Origin of the sequence: Sphingobacterium sp. UBA3519 (assembly GCF_002377215.1) — a bacterium.
Lineage (GTDB): Bacteria > Bacteroidota > Bacteroidia > Sphingobacteriales > Sphingobacteriaceae > Sphingobacterium > Sphingobacterium multivorum.
This window is the reverse complement of sequence record NZ_DFPI01000037.1, coordinates 250,265-269,194: the sequence shown is the minus strand read 5'-3', so window position 1 is coordinate 269,194 and position 18,930 is coordinate 250,265. Positions and strand designations below refer to the sequence as shown.

Annotated in this window: 18 protein-coding genes; 9 read left to right on the top strand and 9 right to left on the bottom strand. The window is 39.9% G+C overall.

Annotated elements, in window-relative coordinates; translation table 11 throughout:
• Positions 1-210: 210 nt before the first annotated feature.
• Genes B3297_RS23975 through B3297_RS23965 form a run of 3 tightly spaced genes read left to right on the top strand, consistent with a single transcriptional unit; the run spans position 211 to position 2,176 of the window.
• The gene (locus B3297_RS23975; RefSeq protein ID WP_286779629.1) at positions 211-477 is read left to right on the top strand and encodes an aldo/keto reductase; all 267 of its coding nucleotides are present in this window, start codon (positions 211-213) and stop codon (positions 475-477) included.
• A complete protein-coding gene (locus B3297_RS23970) occupies positions 461-1,189 on the top strand; it encodes an aldo/keto reductase (protein ID WP_254667743.1) in 729 nt (242 codons plus the stop codon). Before B3297_RS23975 ends, B3297_RS23970 begins: the two co-directional genes overlap by 17 nt.
• A gap of 9 nt (positions 1,190-1,198) precedes the next feature.
• Positions 1,199-2,176, top strand: coding sequence for a cyclase family protein (locus tag B3297_RS23965; protein WP_083296044.1), 978 nt, complete (start codon positions 1,199-1,201; stop codon positions 2,174-2,176).
• Between the two features lie 284 nt (positions 2,177-2,460).
• Here the strand turns inward: B3297_RS23965 and B3297_RS23960 are convergent, their stop codons facing one another.
• The 3 genes from B3297_RS23960 to B3297_RS23950 form a co-directional block, all read right to left on the bottom strand.
• A complete protein-coding gene (locus B3297_RS23960) occupies positions 2,461-3,447 on the bottom strand; it encodes a Gfo/Idh/MocA family protein (RefSeq protein WP_070567977.1) in 987 nt (328 codons plus the stop codon).
• 92 nt (positions 3,448-3,539) lie between these two features.
• A complete protein-coding gene (locus B3297_RS23955; RefSeq protein ID WP_070567979.1) occupies positions 3,540-4,022 on the bottom strand; it encodes a YdeI/OmpD-associated family protein in 483 nt (160 codons plus the stop codon).
• Between the two features lie 19 nt (positions 4,023-4,041).
• Positions 4,042-4,998: an aldo/keto reductase gene (locus B3297_RS23950; RefSeq protein ID WP_070567982.1), complete on the bottom strand. Its 957-nt coding sequence runs from the start codon at positions 4,996-4,998 to the stop codon at positions 4,042-4,044.
• A gap of 308 nt (positions 4,999-5,306) precedes the next feature.
• Here B3297_RS23950 and B3297_RS23945 point away from each other — a divergent pair, with 308 nt between their 5' ends.
• From B3297_RS23945 to B3297_RS23935, 3 genes are all read left to right on the top strand, one after another.
• Entirely contained in the window at positions 5,307-6,347 is a 1,041-nt protein-coding gene (locus tag B3297_RS23945; RefSeq protein WP_070567984.1) for a sensor histidine kinase, read from the top strand.
• Positions 6,337-7,026: a LytR/AlgR family response regulator transcription factor gene (locus B3297_RS23940; RefSeq protein ID WP_046675364.1), complete on the top strand. Its 690-nt coding sequence runs from the start codon at positions 6,337-6,339 to the stop codon at positions 7,024-7,026. The genes B3297_RS23945 and B3297_RS23940 overlap by 11 nt, the downstream gene beginning before the upstream one ends.
• 154 nt (positions 7,027-7,180) lie before the next feature.
• On the top strand, positions 7,181-9,709 hold the full coding sequence (locus B3297_RS23935) for a TonB-dependent receptor domain-containing protein (protein WP_286779628.1): 2,529 nt from the start codon (positions 7,181-7,183) through the stop codon (positions 9,707-9,709).
• Between the two features lie 78 nt (positions 9,710-9,787).
• Here B3297_RS23935 and B3297_RS23930 read toward each other — a convergent pair whose 3' ends face one another.
• The 3 genes from B3297_RS23930 to B3297_RS23920 all read right to left on the bottom strand — a co-directional run bounded on the left by B3297_RS23930 (position 9,788) and on the right by B3297_RS23920 (position 11,666).
• A complete protein-coding gene (locus tag B3297_RS23930; protein WP_070567988.1) occupies positions 9,788-10,498 on the bottom strand; it encodes an HAD family hydrolase in 711 nt (236 codons plus the stop codon).
• Between the two features lie 99 nt (positions 10,499-10,597).
• A complete protein-coding gene (locus B3297_RS23925; RefSeq protein ID WP_070567990.1) occupies positions 10,598-11,047 on the bottom strand; it encodes a DoxX family protein in 450 nt (149 codons plus the stop codon).
• A gap of 52 nt (positions 11,048-11,099) precedes the next feature.
• A complete protein-coding gene (locus B3297_RS23920) occupies positions 11,100-11,666 on the bottom strand; it encodes a Crp/Fnr family transcriptional regulator (RefSeq protein WP_070567992.1) in 567 nt (188 codons plus the stop codon).
• A gap of 144 nt (positions 11,667-11,810) precedes the next feature.
• Here B3297_RS23920 and B3297_RS23915 point away from each other — a divergent pair, with 144 nt between their 5' ends.
• Positions 11,811-13,067 carry a hypothetical protein gene (locus tag B3297_RS23915; RefSeq protein WP_070567995.1) on the top strand — a complete coding sequence of 419 codons (1,257 nt, stop codon included), beginning with the start codon at positions 11,811-11,813 and terminating at the stop codon, positions 13,065-13,067.
• 62 nt (positions 13,068-13,129) lie between these two features.
• Positions 13,130-13,981 (top strand): helix-turn-helix domain-containing protein, encoded by an 852-nt coding sequence (locus B3297_RS23910; RefSeq protein WP_083296045.1) that lies wholly within the window; start codon positions 13,130-13,132, stop codon positions 13,979-13,981.
• A 58-nt stretch (positions 13,982-14,039) separates the two neighbouring features.
• Here B3297_RS23910 and B3297_RS23905 read toward each other — a convergent pair whose 3' ends face one another.
• Complete coding sequence (locus tag B3297_RS23905) at positions 14,040-15,626, bottom strand: glycoside hydrolase family 16 protein (RefSeq protein WP_286779627.1); 1,587 nt, start codon at positions 15,624-15,626, stop codon at positions 14,040-14,042.
• Between the two features lie 263 nt (positions 15,627-15,889).
• Here B3297_RS23905 and B3297_RS23900 point away from each other — a divergent pair, with 263 nt between their 5' ends.
• Positions 15,890-16,261, top strand: coding sequence for a nuclear transport factor 2 family protein (locus B3297_RS23900; protein ID WP_070568001.1), 372 nt, complete (start codon positions 15,890-15,892; stop codon positions 16,259-16,261).
• A 181-nt stretch (positions 16,262-16,442) separates the two neighbouring features.
• Here B3297_RS23900 and B3297_RS23895 read toward each other — a convergent pair whose 3' ends face one another.
• Positions 16,443-17,276 (bottom strand): universal stress protein, encoded by an 834-nt coding sequence (locus tag B3297_RS23895; RefSeq protein ID WP_046675350.1) that lies wholly within the window; start codon positions 17,274-17,276, stop codon positions 16,443-16,445.
• An 80-nt stretch (positions 17,277-17,356) separates the two neighbouring features.
• Positions 17,357-18,757 carry an inorganic phosphate transporter gene (locus B3297_RS23890; RefSeq protein ID WP_286726658.1) on the bottom strand — a complete coding sequence of 467 codons (1,401 nt, stop codon included), beginning with the start codon at positions 18,755-18,757 and terminating at the stop codon, positions 17,357-17,359.
• Positions 18,758-18,930: the final 173 nt, after the last annotated feature.

Below are 18,930 nucleotides of genomic sequence, written 5' to 3'. Positions count from 1 at the left end.
GCGCTTTTCAAAAAAAGACGCTAGTGTTATATCACAAAAATAATAGAATAACCTAATTTAAATTAATTTTAATAATAAAAAATAGCGTTATAACTTTGTGCCATCAATCATTCAGATAATAGTAAGCATCCTTTCGAACAGATTTATTTAGTAAAAAAAGGTGCATCAGAACGACAAATAAAATTTAACAAGAGACATAAAAAATAAAAAATGGAATACAGAAAATTAGGAAAAACAGATTTAGAATTATCAGCAATTACGTACGGAGCTTTTGCAATTGGCGGCAACATGTGGGGCGACAATGAAAAGAAAGATTCTTTTGATTCTGTGAAAGCATCGATCGACAACGGTGTCACTACATTAGATACAGCCCCGTTTTATGGCTTTGGTTTGAGTGAAGAAATGATCGGTGCGGCAATTCAAGGTTATGATCGGACCAAAATACAAGTATTGACCAAATTTGGTATGGGACGGTAGTAACCAAGGAAAAGGTGAATTTTTCTTTGACGCAGAAGAAGCTGGTAAAACTATTCCAGTTTATAAATATGCATCAAAAGCTAGTGTAATTCAGGAAGTAGAGAATAGCCTAAAACGCTTACGCACCGACTATATCGATCTACTACAGATTCACTGGCCAGATAGTACAACTCCGATTTCCGAAACGATGGAAGCCTTGGATCTTCTTTTACAACAAGGTAAGATCCGTGCTGCCGGCGTCAGCAATTATAGCGTTGATCAAGTTTCAGAAGCACGAAAAACCCTCAATATAGCGAGTAATCAAGTTGGTTACAGCATGCTGAACCGAGGTATCGAACAGGACCTTGTTCCTTACGCAAAGGAAAATGATCTGGGTATCATTGTATATAGCCCTATGGAGCGTGGTTTGTTAACCGGTAAATATTTCAATACGGGTAAATTAAAAGAAAACGATCACCGCAATGGTTATTTCCAACAATTTGATCTGGCCAAGGTAAAGACCTTCTTGGATACCATCAGTCCAATTGCCGCAAACAAAGGTGTCACGCTTTCCCAATTGGTATTACGCTGGACTAGTTTGCAGCCGGCGATCACTGTGGTCTTGGCAGGTGCCCGAAATGCAGAGCAGGCCATCGCAAATGCGCAGGCCATCGACATCACGCTTACCGCAGAAGAACTATCCTTTATCAATCTTGCATTAGCAAAAATTTAATATTCAACGATGAAAAAATTCAATCAGTTGACAGTACTCCTCATGGGGGTACTGTCACTCACAGCATTGCAAAGCAATGCGCAAAATAAAACACTGTTGGTAGACCCAACAGATAGTACATGGCATCATGCTGCTTATGGTAAGAACGACGAGATCGGAGCTGCCAATTTAATATCACCAAAATTGGTGCTACAGTCATTAAAACTTGTCAAAAAGGGAAAAACTGTCCCTCTTGCTGTCCCTGTAAACAAACAGCTCCCAGCTTTCCGCCACCGTAGTTTTAACTTGTATAATATACAACCCGGAGAACAGGCTGGTGCAACACTTGGTCCCAATAAATTCACTTTCAACGACGAATTGGTAAATGCCTGGACCGGTGTCGGCACCCAATTGAACGGTATTGGACATATCGGAATCAACAATATCTACTACAATGGCAACAAAGCGCAGGATTTCGTTACGGTAGAAGGCGTTAAAAAACTTGGAATAGAAAAAGTCCCACCACTGGTAACCCGTGCTATTGTCTTGGATATGACAGCCTATTATGGAAAAGATATCGTTCCCGGTGGTACAGAATTTACCGTTGAAGCCATTCAATCGGTGTTAAAAAAACAAGGGATCACGATCAAAAAAGGTGACATCGTCTTATTCAACACGGGCTGGTTGGAATTGATCGGCAACAACAACCAACAGTTCCTGGAAACTGAACCAGGTATCGGCATGGATGCAGCAAAATGGCTAGCAGATCAAGGTATCGTTGCTTTTGGTGGTGACACGTGGGCATCCGAAGTATATCCAAACCCCAATACCAACGAGGAATTTCCAATCAATCAGTTTTTATTGGCCAAACGTGGCATATACAATCTTGAATTAATCGATACACGCCCCTTGGTAAAAGAAAAAGTCTGGGAATTTCTATTTGTCCTTGGACAGCCCTTATATGTAGGATCCACACAGGTCAATGTCAATCCAGTAGCGATCTATTAATTGCTTTTAAGATCAGTTCGGTGCACCTCTTTATGGCACCAACTTAGAACTCATTGCTCCAATGGGTCCATTCAAAAGAAAGAATACTTAATAAAACCTTCTTAACTTCGCCGACACCAACAGCAATGAAAGCAAACTGAAGGTTCTTTGTGGCTAATAAGATCAGACACTGTCAGAAAAATTAAGCCTATTTGGAAGACCGAAATCATACCTATCTTCCAAATAGGCTTTCCATTGTACCTGCTTCATCCTTAAAGACTACAGCTTATCAGCAAAGCAAAATATTATTGCCTTATTGTCGAAAAGTTATCGATGATCTGCATCAGGACCAAGGCTTCCTCAATCGGAGATGGATTTGGCCCAATGCCGCTGAAATACTCTACCGCACGCGAAATCATCGGCAATTGAATATTTTCGGGATGGTCAAATCTGAATTCCTGCTCTCCATCCCCTGTTTCGATAACAACTGAATTTCCAAAAATGGAAAAACAAATACGACCAAGGCTTCCAACAATTTCACAACTGTCTACCTGATTTTCTTTGGCAACATTAAAACACCAACTTCCATGAAAAACAAGCTGATTATTAAATAAAATGGTCCCTGTGGTTTGATCGGCAACAGCACTGTCCCTATCCTGAATTAAGCTAAAACCATCGTATGAAATCGGCATTCCAAAAAAGTAAAGCATCAAATCCAATTGATGAGGGGCTAAATCAAAAAAGTAGCCGCCGCCCGAAACAGCAGGATCAGTACGCCAATCTCCGCCACTTTTAGTTACCAGGTCGGGCGTTCTTCTTTGCCATAAACGGAGTTGCACCGTCCTTAGCTGGCCAATTTCACCGTTTTCAACAAGCTCTTTAACCTTTAGAAACAAAGGCAATTGTCTACGGTAATGCGCAACAACCAATTTCCCGTTACTGCTTTTTACTTCCGCCAATAATGATTCAGCCTCTATCGCATTTAACGTAACGGGCTTTTCAACGTAAACAGATTTCCCTTTACGAAGGGCTGATAGTGCATACGCGAGATGAGAGGACGGTGGCGTTGCGACATAAATCGAATTGAGATCGATATTATCAAGTAAATCGTCAGCGTCTGAATACCATAGGGGTACCTGATGTCGCTTAGCATAATCAGCAGCTTTCGCCGCATCCCTTCGCATGACAGCCATTAGCTGACTATTATTTATCCGATTAAACGCAGGTCCACTTTTTTTTTCTGTGACATCACCACAGCCGATGATACCCCATACTATTTTAGGATTGTCCATAAGTATATTCAAATTATCACTAAAATTCTAACCAATCCTCCCTATATCTGGCCGTAATTACAGGACATACATGGAAGTACTCGTCTGAGTTCTTAGGGCTTTTCACGCCCCACAAATCGATTTTTACCCAATAGAAAACCGATCGCCCTTTGGATGTTTTTTCTTCGACTATCCGCAGTTTTTAAGTTAGAAATATAACGGATAATTTCCTTTTGCTTTGATGAAGACAATCCATCAAACACCTTTAGTGCATCCTTATTTAGCGCAAATGCTGCTTCGAGTTCTGGATGAGGCAAAATAGTCCGGTCTTCCGGATCAAAAGCGATTGTTATGGTTAACGTCTCGCCGATTCGTTTCGGCGAGTTCGCCAATATAACCGTGTTAATGTACAGTCTCCACTCCCCCTGAAATCGCAGCAAGGTCTGAACATAATCTTTTTCATTAACTTTTCCCTTCACAGGAATATAACCTTTGTTCATTCCCGCATCCTTAAATAGGTTTTCCAGAATATCAGCAGGAACAAAAACAAAAGGATTGATACCGATAATTTCCAATTGTGCTTCAAAGGCAAACATGACACGATCAATTAGGTGATTAATTATACTTCAGAATAGCATCAATAAGTGCCAATTCATCCGCCGTAAAGTCCAGCCTGTCCAGGACCTTGAGTGAATCAACCAGTTGCTCACTATTTCTCGCCCCTACCAAAACGGAGCTTACACGTTCATCTTTCAACAACCATGCAATTGCCATTTGAGCCAATGTTTGGCCTCTTTGTATCGCCAGATTATTCAACCGGTCTATTTTCTCCATCAATTCAGCAGTGATCATGTCACTTTTCAAAAAATGCTCTTTCGAAGCGCGCGAATCTGCCGGAATGCCACCTAAGTATTTATTGGTCAACAGTCCCTGTGCCAAAGGAGAGAAAGCGATCGCTCCGATTCCTTCTGCCTGCAGCACATCCAAAAGCCCCTCCTCAGGTGTCCGCACCAACATCGAATATTTAGGCTGATGAATAAGGCATGGTGTCCCCATTGCACGCAATAACGCAGCAGCTTTCTGAGCAAGATCAGGAGGATAATTGGACAAACCCACATAGCAGGCCTTTCCTTGATGAACAATATCTCGCAATGCGACCATCGTCTCTTCCAACGGTGTATTCGGATCCGGTCGATGATGGTAAAATATATCCACATAATCGAGCTTCATCCGTTTTAAGCTCTGATGTAAGCTGGCCATCAAATATTTACGACTTCCCCAGTCACCATACGGACCCGGCCACATGGTATATCCCGCTTTAGTGGAAATTAAAAGTTCATCACGATAGCCCACAAAATCGCTACGCAATATATGTCCAAAGTTCTCTTCTGCACTTCCCGGAGGCGGACCATAATTATTGGCAAGGTCAAAATGGGTAATCCCGTGATCAAAAGCGGTCACCAAAGTTTTGCGGAACACCGCTTGAATATCGGTTTCACCAAAATTTTGCCAAAGCCCCAATGAAATGGCTGGCAAGAGAATGCCACTCTTCCCACAGCGTCTGTAGGGCATATGCTGATATCGGTTTGGATTGAACGTCACGTTACAAAGTTTATACCTGCAAAATACAAAACTATTTCCAACAGTCCAGCCTATTTCCCGTTTTCGTGTTCTTTCCTGAACCTCTTTTTAACATCATTTCATTTAATAGCTGCTCATGTTTATAACACCATATCGATTGACAACAGACCATGATAAGCATCGGAGAACAGCTTTGATGAAGAATTGTTTTTACCTATAAACGTATTTATATTGCATATAAAAAGCAATTTATCTAAGTTTGGTCTTATCCAAAAGTAAGGGGATTAATTAGATATAACATGATTGGCAGATTCTTCAGAAAATTCTATTTACATATTGTCATCTGGACCATATTACTGCTTTTGCCCTTTATTACGTACCTCTACCAGCCGGATAAAATCGCTGATTTCAAGCCTTATTCGGCATTATCGCATTTAGTAAATATTGTATTCCTGGCTACTCATTTCTACTTGCACTGCTACGTTGTTGCACCCACCTATTTTTTTGGTCGCAGAAAGATCTTTGTACTATTAATGGCACTTGGATTTGCCACCTATGTAGCACTGAACTACTGTATAGTCTATTTTAATCCAGATGGGGAGCTAGCTCATCTGACCAAGGAAAATATTCTTTTCGTACGATTAGTTATCGGCCCGGGCATTATTTACTCACTCTGTATGATCACCTCTTCGATGATCTTTCTCTACAATGAGCAAGCCCGACAAAAGGAGCTCAACAAACAGATTGCGCTTGAAAAAACAACGGCAGAACTAACGATGTTAAAACTTCAGATCAGCCCACATTTCCTATTCAATACGCTCAATAATATCCGTTGGCTCATTCGTAAACAATCATCAGATTCCGAAGACACTATTGTTAAGTTGTCCGAAATGCTACGCTACATACTTTACGAAGTAGACGGCCCCAAAGTCGAACTTTTTAAAGAGATCGACCATATGCGCAATTTTATCGCCTTACAGACCCTTCGTCTTCCTATTCAAGGAAATGTAGCACTGGATATCGAAGACAGAGTCAAAAACAGAATGATCCCCCCATTACTCTTCATCCATTTTGTGGAAAATGCATTCAAGTATGGTGTGGATAGCAAAACTGAACCACAGATACAGTTTCAATTTCAGGATACTCCAGGTGGCATTATCTTTATATCCCGAAATAGCATTTTACAACATACGGAACCGCGTCCAAACGAAGGGATAGGACTGACCAATGTACGCAGACGATTACAATTATTGTATCCCAACCGACATGACCTCAGGATCGGAAAAACCGATGCTGGAGATTTCGAAGTGACTTTAAAACTGATGACCGATGAAGATTAAATGTATACTAATCGATGATGAACCCTTCGCGCTCAACATTTTAGAAGACGACTTATTGAATTTTGAGCAAATCGAAGTCGCCCGTAAATTTAATGCGACGGCCGAAGCTGAAGACTATTTAAAAGATCACGCTATCGATCTGATTTTTCTGGATATTGAAATGCCCGATCAATTGGGTACGCAGTTTATTCGCGAACTCACTCCACGCCCCTTAGTTATCTTCACCACGGCCTATCACCAATATGCTGTTGAAGGTTTCGAGCTAAATGCCGTAGATTATCTGCTTAAACCCATTTCAAAAGAACGACTCGCAGCCGCAGTCCGAAAAGTGGAAGAAAGTATGCTGCTCCGTGCAAAACAGCTACCCGAACAGGATCATATTATCGTCAATGTAGAATACAAAAAGACGAAAATTTTTCTCCATGAAATCAGCTACATCGAAGGCTTGAAAGACTATGTGAAAATATACCTGGTCGACCGTGAATCGCCACTTCTTACGCGCAGCAACCTCCGAGGGATGGAAAAAATATTACCTACAGTCGATTTTCTACGCATACATAATTCCTTTATTGTCAACAAAAATCGTATTGAACAGGTCGGTCAAAGCAAACTCACCTTACCCGAAACTGCCCTTCCTATCGGTAAAAAATATATTAAAAATATCGAACAGTTTATCTAATGCTACAGGTACAAATTGAATCGATACAATTATCCGTTCGTCTACACATTCGCCGCTTCGGTCTACAGATGATTGCATAGCTAAAAAATCCTTTTCAAATTTGCGTACTATCGAACAGCCTAATCCGCGTAGCCGATAGCATAGCAAAGAAAAAATGAAAAGATTTATAGCAATAGCACTAATGGCAACTGCGGTTGCTTCTGTACACGCTCAAGCCCCTGCAGGCGGTCGTCCTACTTTCGCCATGTCCGAAGGCCAGCTCTCCGGCCAAATTGTGGACAACACCGGGAAACCGATCGCGCAAGCTTCCGTGAATTTATTGAAGGTCATCAAGGATCAAGCTACTGGTAAAGAAAGGGAAATTCTCGTAAAAAGTACCAGTTCTTCAGAAAATGGAAAATTCAATTTCGCAGCCATTTCACCAAAAGAAAAATGGAAGCTAAAAATTAGCTCTGTAGGCTATGCACCGATTGATCTAGCTGTAGACTATACCGATGGAAAAACAACCAAAGATATCGGCGCGATCAAACTGGAAAATGACAACCGTAAGCTCGATGAAGTCACCGTGACTGGCCGTAAGGCATTACTCGAAATGGACATCGACAAAAAGGTCTTCAACGTAGAGAAAAATATCGTCGCGGCTGGCGGTACAGCAATCGATGTACTCCGCAATATGCCTTCTGTACAAGTAGATATCGACGGTAATGTAAAATTGAGAAATGCAGCGCCAACGATTTTTGTTGACGGAAAACCGACCACGCTTACACCGGATCAAATTCCGGCTGATGTCATTGATAAAATCGAGATCATCACAAATCCATCTGCCAAATACGACGCTTCTGGAAGTATGGCCGGTATCCTCAATATTATTCTGAAAAAAAATAAGAAAGCTGGATACAATGGTATGGTCACCTTAGGAGCTGACCGCTTTGGCGGGACCAACTTTATGGGTAGTTTAAATCTGCGTCAGAATAAATTCAACATCTCACTGACGGGAATGAATATGCGCATGCGGACCAACACCGAGGGCGACAGCCACCGTACCAGTACAATTAATGGCATAGAATCGACAGTAGATCAAGATATCGAGGGCAAAACAAAAGGTATGATTACCTTTGGCCGGCTTGGCGTAGATTACGACTTAAGTCCCAAAACAACGCTATCTGTCGCCGGAGTGTTGGTTCAGGGTAAATTTAAGCCTAATGAAAATTCAGCAATTTCCACCACTTCAGGGGGCAATACTTCAATGAGCGATCGCATTTCCGAATCTGAAAGAAGCTTTAAACCACGTGGCCTGCAAGCTGGTCTCGTCCAAAAATTCAAAACTGAAGGCGAAGAATTGTCTGTCGATTTCAATTACTTTGGCGGTAATAACACCTCAAATGGTCTATATACGACCAATTATCGCAATGCCAGCGATGAGGTCAGCGGAACGCAGATCCAAAAAAACAACGGCTCCGGCAACAATAAATTTATGACTGTGCAGGCAGATTATGTCAAACCGTTCAAAAATGGCATGAAACTCGAGACCGGTGTGCGTGCCCAGATCAATAAACTCAAAAACCTCAACACGAATTCCTTAAAAGCAGTGGATAAGGAGGATTTTGAAAATATCACCGCAGCTTCAGCAAACTATAATAACAAAAACAGCGTCTATGCAGCTTATGCCTCACTTGGAGGAAATCTCAAAGACTGGGTATCCTATAAAGTTGGGTTGCGCGCAGAAAGCTCAACGTACGACGGCGAACTTTTGAATACAAATGAAAAGTTTCACAACAAGTACCCCCTTAGCTTATTTCCTTCTTTGTTCCTGAGCAAAAAGCTAACCGAAAAAGACCAAATACAGATGAGCGTAACCCGTCGTGTCAACCGTCCGAACTTCTTTCAGCTTATCCCTTTTGTTGACTACACAGACAGCTTAAATATTACACGTGGAAACCCCGATCTTGTACCAGAATTCACCACTTCGGGCGAACTTTCTTACAGTCGTACACATGGAAAAGGTACATTTTTGGCAACGGTATACTATAAATCTACAAACAACCTAATTACACGTTACCTGACACAGGAACTCAATCCGGTGACGAACAAAATGGACTTCATTAATACCTATATCAATGCCAATTCCAGCAAAAATTATGGGGCCGAATTCACGTATACCAATAATCTCAAAAAATGGTGGGATCTGACAGCAGACCTCAACTTCTACAATTCTAAAATTGAAGTTGATGAGAAAACACCGTCGGAAGGTATGTGGACAGTATTTGGAAAATTGAACAATACATTCAACTTACAGAAAAACTGGAACCTACAGCTTGCTTTTGAATATCAAGGCAAAACAAATATGCCAGTTACACAGGGCCAGACATTCGGCCCACCAATGAACCAGGCACAAAGCTCTTCCCAAGGCTATATCAAACCATTCTATGGTATCGACTTTGCCATCAAGAAAAGCTTCTTGAAAAATCAGGCTGCCTCCGCAACATTGGCCATCAATGATATCTTCAGAACACGTGGCAATACCATTGTTTCATCGGGTGACGGATTCTCTCAAACCTATTATCGACTTTCCAATCCGCAGTTGATCAAATTGAATCTTTCCTACCGTTTCGGAAAAATGGATATGAACATGTTTAAGAAAAACAAAAACCAGAATTCAATGGAAGGCATACAAATGCAATAGCATGTGGATCATATCGCAATCAAAAGCGGGTATTTCCTACAAGAAATACCCGCTTTTTTATTCAACAGTGTCAAAGAACTAGACAACTGTATTGGAGATATTCTTCTTTTCAAGTATTGGAACAATTTCCAGTAGATCATCAATCACATAATCGGGATTTGCGGATTTGAGTTGAGCCACATTATGTGCACCGGTTGTGATACCGATACTTAAACCACAGCCTGCTTGCTGCCCCTCTTGTATATCGATAATAGAATCTCCAATCTTTAAGACAACACCTGGATCAGCAATTTCAAATTTTTGCATCGCTAATTCAATCATATCTGGATAAGGTCTGTTTCGAGGCACATCAGACGCTGTAATTAATGCATCTACATCCTTTCCTACTTTCCAGTTAAGCTTTTCTAAAAGCGACTCCGCAGTTTTTCGGTCATATCCCGTATTCAACACACGTAAGATATCACGGTCTTTCAATATGGCAAAAAGCTCCTCAGCATTCGTATTTGGATAAATTTCTTCCACTTCATAAGCATGCTCCAGCTCCCCTAAAAACAACGTAAACATGCGTTGTGCCAATTCATCATCAACAAGATTCAGGCTATTTTTAAGTACTGTTTTGATCGCTTGTAACTTTTCCTTACCTGCGCCATGCGCCAATACTTCCGTTAATGTAAGTTCATAGCCTCCTACCGTATTTATTGCATTTCTAAGCGTCTTATACACAATATTATTTTCGTTCACTGTCGTACCTGCCATGTCAAATACGATCATCTTAATTGCTTCTTTCATTTGATTAAACCTAAAAGTTTAGCAAAAATAAAAAATTGTTAAATAAAACTAAACAAACCCATATTAATTTAATGCTATATTTTAGTTAAGAAACTTGATTTAACGAATCGCAAAATAATAAGTCCAAGCGATAAGCAAGATTTGAAACGGAATACGAAACCACAAATAGTTTGGACCAGGTCCATCGAAAGTAGCCGTCTCATAATTAATATGCTTCAAGTTTGCCCGGATATTTGTGGGTAATACCAGTAGAAAGAAGACAATTAAAAGGATTCCCGTTATGCGGCTCATCTGCGGGACAAATAGCCCAATAGCAGCAAGGGCTTCCAACAGTCCGGTTGCATAGATCATTTCCTTTTTAAATGGAATAAATTCGGGTAGCATCAAGGTCATTCCCTCCGTATATAATAAATGCCCCAATGATGTAAACAGCAACATAACGGCTAGTGCTATTTTGCCCGAAAAAAAATAATCCACCGTGCCTTTCAACAACAGGGTACTTAAATTGGAGACAACAAAGACAACGATCAATACAAAAAATGGTTTCATCTTTTTTATAACAAAAATAGGTACCCTTCTTTTTGTTATCAATGAACATTTGTTAATAAATTCCTTTTCTGATCCGGCTCAATGATTGCGGCCTAATACCAATATAAGAAGCCAGATATTTTAAGGGAATATTGCGAATCAACTCGGGTTGCTCACGCAACAAATTGATATACCTGGTTTTTGCCGAATCTTCGAGTAGCGTCAGTTCCCGTTTCATTTTTTTTAGAAAAATGTCCTCAACCGCTTTCCGACCAATTAGGTTCCCAACCGTTGTTGTTTGATATACCGCATGGAGATCCTCAAACGATATCCGCCATAAAATACAATCTGTTATTGCCTCGAGATGATACGATGAAGGCTGCTGTGTCAAGAAGGAATCGTACCCACTTACAAAAGAGTTTTCAAAAGCGAATCCAAAAGTAAAATCATAGTCCAGTTTTGGGATATTGAAACGTACAATTCCTTTTTCAATAAAAGATAAATACTGTTCAGTTTTTCCGATTTCCAAAATCAGTGATTTTTTTGGAAACTCCATCTTAACAAGCTTAGCGGAAAATACTTCCCAGTCCGTATCATTCATGACAACGAGCGATTCGAAATATTCTCTGATCTTGTCCATGATTCTTATTTTTTAGGAGCAAGATAAAAACTTCTGTCCAAATATAGCGTAATGATTATTTACTATTTAATCGATTATTTATTTCAACAAACATACGGTCTATTTTACCAAAAAATATTAACTTAAATACTATAAACTTTAATCATGCTTATTCTTAACGAAAACGGTCCAGAACGTTGGCCTGCCTTTAGAAAATTAGGTTTTCGATTTTCTTTTATTTTCATTTTGTCGTTTATTCTTGTTTTCAACAACGGCACTTATCCATTATATGGCTATATCAGCTCTCCCCTCAACCATTTTATGCAAAAGTTGACTCCCTGGTTTGCAGAAAATATATTGGGCTATTCTTACGACCACAGCATCTTCATCAACGGAAGTGGGGATACCTCCTATGCCTGGATATCCTTATTGATCTTATTCCTACTAGCATTAGTCGGGGCAGCTTTATGGTCCATATTAGATCGAAAAAGAGCGAACTATAGGATCCTTTTTTACTGGTTAACCACAGCAATACGTTATTATGTTGCTTTTATGCTCATCAACTATGGTCTCATCAAAGTCTTCTATATGCAAATGCAGCCGCCGAGGTTAACACAACTCCTGCAGCCATTGGGCGAGTATTCCCCCATGGGCCTCGCATGGACTTATATCGGTTATTCTCAAGGCTACAATATACTCATCGGTTCAATTGAAATATTATCGGGCCTATTGCTTTTCAGAAAAATGATGGTTTTGGGTGCACTTATTACGGTTGCGACAAGTATCAATATTATGGCTGTTAATTATTTTTATGATGTTCCTGTCAAAATGGTCTCCACAGCACTCCTGCTATTTTCCATATTTCTACTGCTTCCCTACTTAAAAGCATTGTGCGAAATTTTTATTTCAGGAAAACCTGTACAGTTACTTCCTATTCAACAACTCCTATTCAATAAAAGCTGGAAAAGAAAAAGTTTGTTTATCATCAAATTGGCCGTGTTACTTCTCTTTATAGTGCAACAGGGCATGGGCATATTAAGTACAAAAAAAATGATCGCTGAGTACCTAACGACGTCACCACTATATGGAATCTACCGTATTGATCAAGCGGGAACACCACGCAAAACAATCTCCGAAAATTGGCGACTTATTGTTTTCGAAATTGATAACAATAAGGTCTTAATACGCAACACAGACTATAGCCCGCAAAGAGAGAGCGTTGTAATTGATGCTGCGGGGAAGAAAATCACCTTAAACAATTATCAATTTGATTATCAAATCAACCAAGATGGAAATATTCTTCTGACAAAAGCCTTCGATGACCATACAGCGCAAATTAAACTGATTAAACAAGACGTGCAAACTTTCGAATTAAAGCAGCGCAAGTTCCATTGGGTACAGGAATATCCCTATAATCGTTAGATAAGAATCGCAAAATTGAATAAACAAATCGTGCATTTAACGCCTCTCAGACCAAAATAACTATGTTTAATACTGCAAACATAACAACATGCGACGAACAGGTAGAGCATTTCGGTTTTTTATATCGAATGCGGAATATCAGAGTACACACCTGCCATATGCTCAAAAGCAAAGAGGTGCTGACCCTTATCTTAATACACTCGGGAGGAGGTATCCGTCAGATTGATCAGGGGCAACATAATATAATGGGTTATCAAATTCATTTAATGTTCCCTGGTCAGTCAAGTTCTTTCTATTTTTTCAAAGAAACCGCTGTTTATCATTTTAGAATTCCCTGGCAAAATTTTGAAAAATTATGTCATACGCTTTCAATCAACATAAAACTTCTTAAAGATTATCCGATACTTCAGATCGCAGCATATGAATTTGAGAGGCTTCGCTATGAATTCGATAAGATCCGTGAGGAACTCTCTCGTTATCAGCCACTATTATCACTCATTTTATCACGTTTGGGAACTAGCTTACTAGAGATTAACCGCTCCTTAACCAAACACATCGATAATTTAGCACCATATACTTATCCAGCCATCCTGAATCGCTTTCTTGAATTAATAGAACTTCATTATAAAAAAGAACACCATGTCGCTTATTACGCAAATTTATTGAATATAACTGCAACAACTCTTTGGATACAAACACAGCAATACATGGAGACTACCCCCCTCAAACTGATTCATAATCGTTTGTTAAAGGAAGCTATACACCTGCTGAGTTTGGGGGCCAATCCAATCAAGACTACGCTAATTGAATTGGGTTTTGAGGACTCCGCTACGTTCTCTCATTTCTTCAAAAAACAGACAAATATGTCACCTTCAGCATATCAAAAGAAACATTTACCACATAAAAAAACATAAAAATGGCTCCTACGTGATATACATAGAGCCGTTATTTACTAAGAAAACAACACTATAACTATCTTTTTTTCAACGTGATATTATCCAATAATGCCTTTTCCGTTCCTATATTGATAAATCCGATCCGAACTATTTTTTTATTCGGATTGATCTCCTTGCCAGTAACAAAATCAACGGCCTGTTTTCCACCTCTCTTTCCTGAATCAGCTATTAAAGTCTTTAAAGTCGATAACTTTCCTGTTACGACAGCAACATCATCCACTTCCGCCTGAACTTTACCTCCTTTACTCCAATAGCCAAGCTTGAAGTCTTGTTGAGGATTCAAATAAACATATTGCTCTATTTTTTGACCCGGCGCAAGTACGACCGCTTTACTGCCTTTTTCTCCACGCCCTTCTTCGATGACCGCTGCTCCTTCCCAAGGTGCAAGGCCAGCCTTGCCCTCAAAATCCGGATTCGGCAGTTCATTACCATCCTTTAAAGGCCAATTATAAGCCCGAATATAATCGACCTCCATATTGACTCCGCCTTCAGAACCATAGGCTCCAAGAAATACATTCAAAAAGTGGTTGGGTGAATAAATCTGATTTTTATTCTTATACTCCTTGATCAGGTCTCCATTGATATAATGTTTAATACTGGTAGGTGTCCATAATACCCCATGTGTTACCCATTGTCCCACATGTTCATACCCCTCCGCAATATGTGTAGCAAGATTACGTTGAAATACCCCTTTTTGATCGACATGTCCATGTATCACAAATTGAGCTGTAATATACTCGAAAACGTCTATTTCAAAAAGCTGTCCCTTGGGACGAATGCCTTTAATTCCGTCCACTTCAGATCCTTCTTGAAGATAATAACGAATATCTGGTCCTGGTGAATCAAACCAAAAAGCTGTATTTGTTCCCTTTGGATTACCCTGGCGGTTGCGTCTCACCTTAACTTCAAAGTACCCACCTTTGCTGTTGTCCAATAGATTTTCATTGGACTTCCAATCGTAGGTTTGGATGGATGAAATCTTTTGGTTGCCACCCTCCGTAAAAATCCGCTTGGGAATGGTATCATTGACATACAGATTGATCGCTGATCCATTTAAAGTATAAGCGGGTTGTGGCAAACGATCATGCAACATTTCATCCTTGGATTTTTCATTCAGATAGTTCAGGGACGAGAAATAGTTGGTCTTCCATTTATTCCGATTAAGTAACTGATCGTTAAATTCATCCTGCCAATAGACTTCCATACCAATAGGAACAGCTCTTGAGCTTGGATTCTTTTGCTCCTCATCGAGTTCAGTATCATCCAGCTGCCACTTCTTGCTCGTATACACTTTTCCATTCGCCAAGGATTTTCCTGTAGCAGATTCTATCCAGATATAATAGGTCGTTTCAGGCTCCACCTGCTGAATATAATAACGTTTGGCACCTTCTGCTAATATCGCATTGGCTGTTTGCGGTTTCTTATTCGTTTTTGCCCAAAAGACTTTCGCTCCGGACATGCTCGGTTGATTATCCTTCGTGTCTACACGGATCCAACTCCGGGTACCCAATAGCTGTAATGGCACAGTTGACCTTGTCGTTTGGGCTGATAACCCTAGCACTGACATTACCTGAATACCCGCAAGAAATAGATATTTTTTCACAATTTTCTTATTTTATAAACGAACAAACTATAGTCAATCTGCTTACGAACAGACTATAACCTTACGATAATAACGAGAATTATCAGCATTGACAACTCTGATCAAAACGCAACCGTTTGTTCAATTTAGCGATTCCAACAAATTGTGGGTCAATAACGGTTTATCCATCCTTACGGCAGATAAAACAGTTAAATTATGTATATTGCTTTAAGCGGTTTGGTTTGACAATTCCGTCAGATACATCGATTAATTTTTAATACAACATGAATACACTAGATAATTTTAATCAGCCTGCAGATCTTGCGCAACATTGGGTTGATGCCTGGAACCAACACGATCTAGATACAATTATGCGACACTATAGTGAAGACATTGACTTTCGCTCCCCCATTATTCAGAAAATGGGTGTGAATACGGCGGGAAATATAAAGAACAAAGAAGAATTAAAAGCTTATTTTAAAAGCGCACTGGAAAAATATCCAGAACTTCATTTTGAGCTTTACCACATACTTACGGGCGTAAACTCCATGGTACTTTTCTATAAAAGCGTCAACGATTCGCTTTCCGCGGAATATATGGAATTAGACGTACATGGAAAAATATGCAAAGTTTCAGCGCACTATAAGGGACTATAGTGAAAAATCTCCACAGGACGATGACTTGTGGAGATTTTTAGGTTAATTTAAGGTGATACTGATTGCCTGCTGGCTCAAAATTGGTTTCTGAATTATCAATCCATCATTTTGTCATTGAAAAAAAGCCGCTTGGAAAATCCAAAACGGCTTGATATATAGCGTAAAAAAGTTTCAACATAGACTATTCATGCAACACCAAAATCGCTTTAACCGATCGGTTCAGAACTTCATTCACCGTACTACTTGCAAATAAACGATAAATCATATTATGGTTGCGTTTGACCAAACATAGAATATCGGTCTGATTGTTTTCCACAAAATCAACGATCGCATACGATGGGCGTGTATCATCCTCATCCACATAGTTAAAGTTGATAGTTACGTTAGGAAGCAACTGACGCATTTTTTTCTCCCCATTACGCACCAGCTTTTCGTCCAAATCCCTTTCTGAAACATGTAGAATTTCCAACTTCTTGGGGTCCGAAAGTTTTAAAATACGATTGAGCGCTTTGACATCACGCACAGACAATTTTGTGGTTTTGTAATCCGTTGCCAATGTAATGACCGGAATAGCGGACAGATTACTTTCAGGAGGTACAATCAAGGTCGGAATACGCAATTTTGTCACAGCCATACTTGCATTACTACCGACAATTTCCTTAATGCCCGTCGCCCCAGTGATTCCCATTACCAAAAAAGAAACATCGGTATATTCAACATACTTTGTGACTACATTACGCAGATAACCTACTTCGACAACAGATCTCACTTTAAGGCCATTGTATTTATTTTCCTGAACCACCTGATCAGTCCATTCTTGCAAAGCAGCTCGTTTTCTAGCGTAATAATCTTCTATAAAGATCGCGTTATAAGTACTGTTGTTGATCCCTTCTGTCGGGTGTATGGCGTGTACAACAGCAATTTCCATATGCAAACGAGAAGCCAAAGACAAGGCATAACGCAAAGCATGACTTGCATTGATTGAAAAATCAGAGGCAACGAGAATTTGTTTCATTTTTTAAGTTTTAATATTAAACTGCCAATAGCCATGTGTACAAAGTCAATGGATGACAAAAACATTCAGATAACAATCAACTAAATAAAAAGATGGAAGAATACAAATAGTAATAAAGCCAAGCCAATCGACACAGGTAAAGTAAGTACCCAAGCAAGACCGATACTTTTGAGTGTTCCTTTATTTAAATTGCTCTTTCCTCCAGAAGCTACCATTGAACCAGCAATACCACTTGAGAGCACATGCGTTGTGCTAACGGGCAAACCCAATACGGTACTGATACCAATTGTCGAAGCTGCGACAATCTCGCTTGAGGCCCCCTGAGCATAACTCAAATGTTCATTTCCTATTTTTTCACCAATCGTTACGACAATACGTTTCCAACCGATCATTGTTCCCAAACCTAGTGCTACCGAAATCGTTAAGATCACCCAAATCGGTGCAAAGTCCGTAAGATGTTTCAATTCACCCAACTTACGATTGAGCTCCAATCTATTTTCAGCATTGATATTGATCTGTTTATTACGCTCCAATGTAGCGATGGATTTGACTAAACCTTCAACCTCTTTTCTGAATTTAAACGTCCCGGCTTTATCCGTTACACTTTTATCCATCAAATGTAGCTTGACTAGCTCAATCTCCTGATTGACTTGCGCAAACATCATTCCCTGAGTTACATTACTGGAAGCAATTGTCTGTAACACAATCTCCGTTTGATCGAGCGTTTTAATGACAGCCGCATCTGGTACGGAATGGTTTATTGCAAAACGGGCAGGAAGAAATGCAATTAAGATCAACATAAACAGCCCTACTCCTTTTTGTCCATCATTGCTACCGTGAAAAAAACTGACCAATGTACAGGTCAGTATAAGAATACCCCGTACTAGAAATGGAGGCCTGTCATCTTCCCCTTGTGGGATGTGAAAAAGTGCTTTATAACGGACGACATGCTTCAAAAAGAGCATCAATATCACCGCTAGACCAAAGCCAATCAAAGGTGACAGAATCAAAGAAAGACCAATTTCCTCAGCCTTATGCCAATTGACACCGCTGCCACCGTAATACCAGGTGAAGCCTATACCAGCCCCGATAAGGGCACCGATCAAGGTATGTGAACTCGAACAAGGAATACCAAAATACCAAGTCCCCAAATTCCAGATAATAGCAGCCAATAATACAGAAAGGACCAGACAAGCGCCTACGGAAACCGGGAGTGCCATTAAGGTATCCAGAGGCACCAATTTAAGGATTCCCATAGCCACGGCTATTCCGCCTGCAAAAACACCTAGAAAATTCCAAAAACCAGACCAAGGAATGGCTACAATTGGTTTAAGTGCTTTGGTATAAATGACCGTTGCAACAGCATTCGCGGTATCATGAAAGCCATTGACAAATTCAAAGGCCACAACGGCAAATAAACAAAGGGCAAAAACAATAAGGAGTCCAGTACTAAGATCGGTTTCCCCTAAGAGAGGAATCATGTTGCAGAAAATGTGCATAGTATTCTTTCATAAGATTTATGGTTGTCCTTGCTTAGTTTTTCTTACTTGCTGAGTTTTCCTTAAGGAAAACTACCGCAGGAACAATCGCTTCATTCAGCTCAAAAATAATTTTCAGATGTTAACTTTTGATAAAGGATATATTACGTTATACA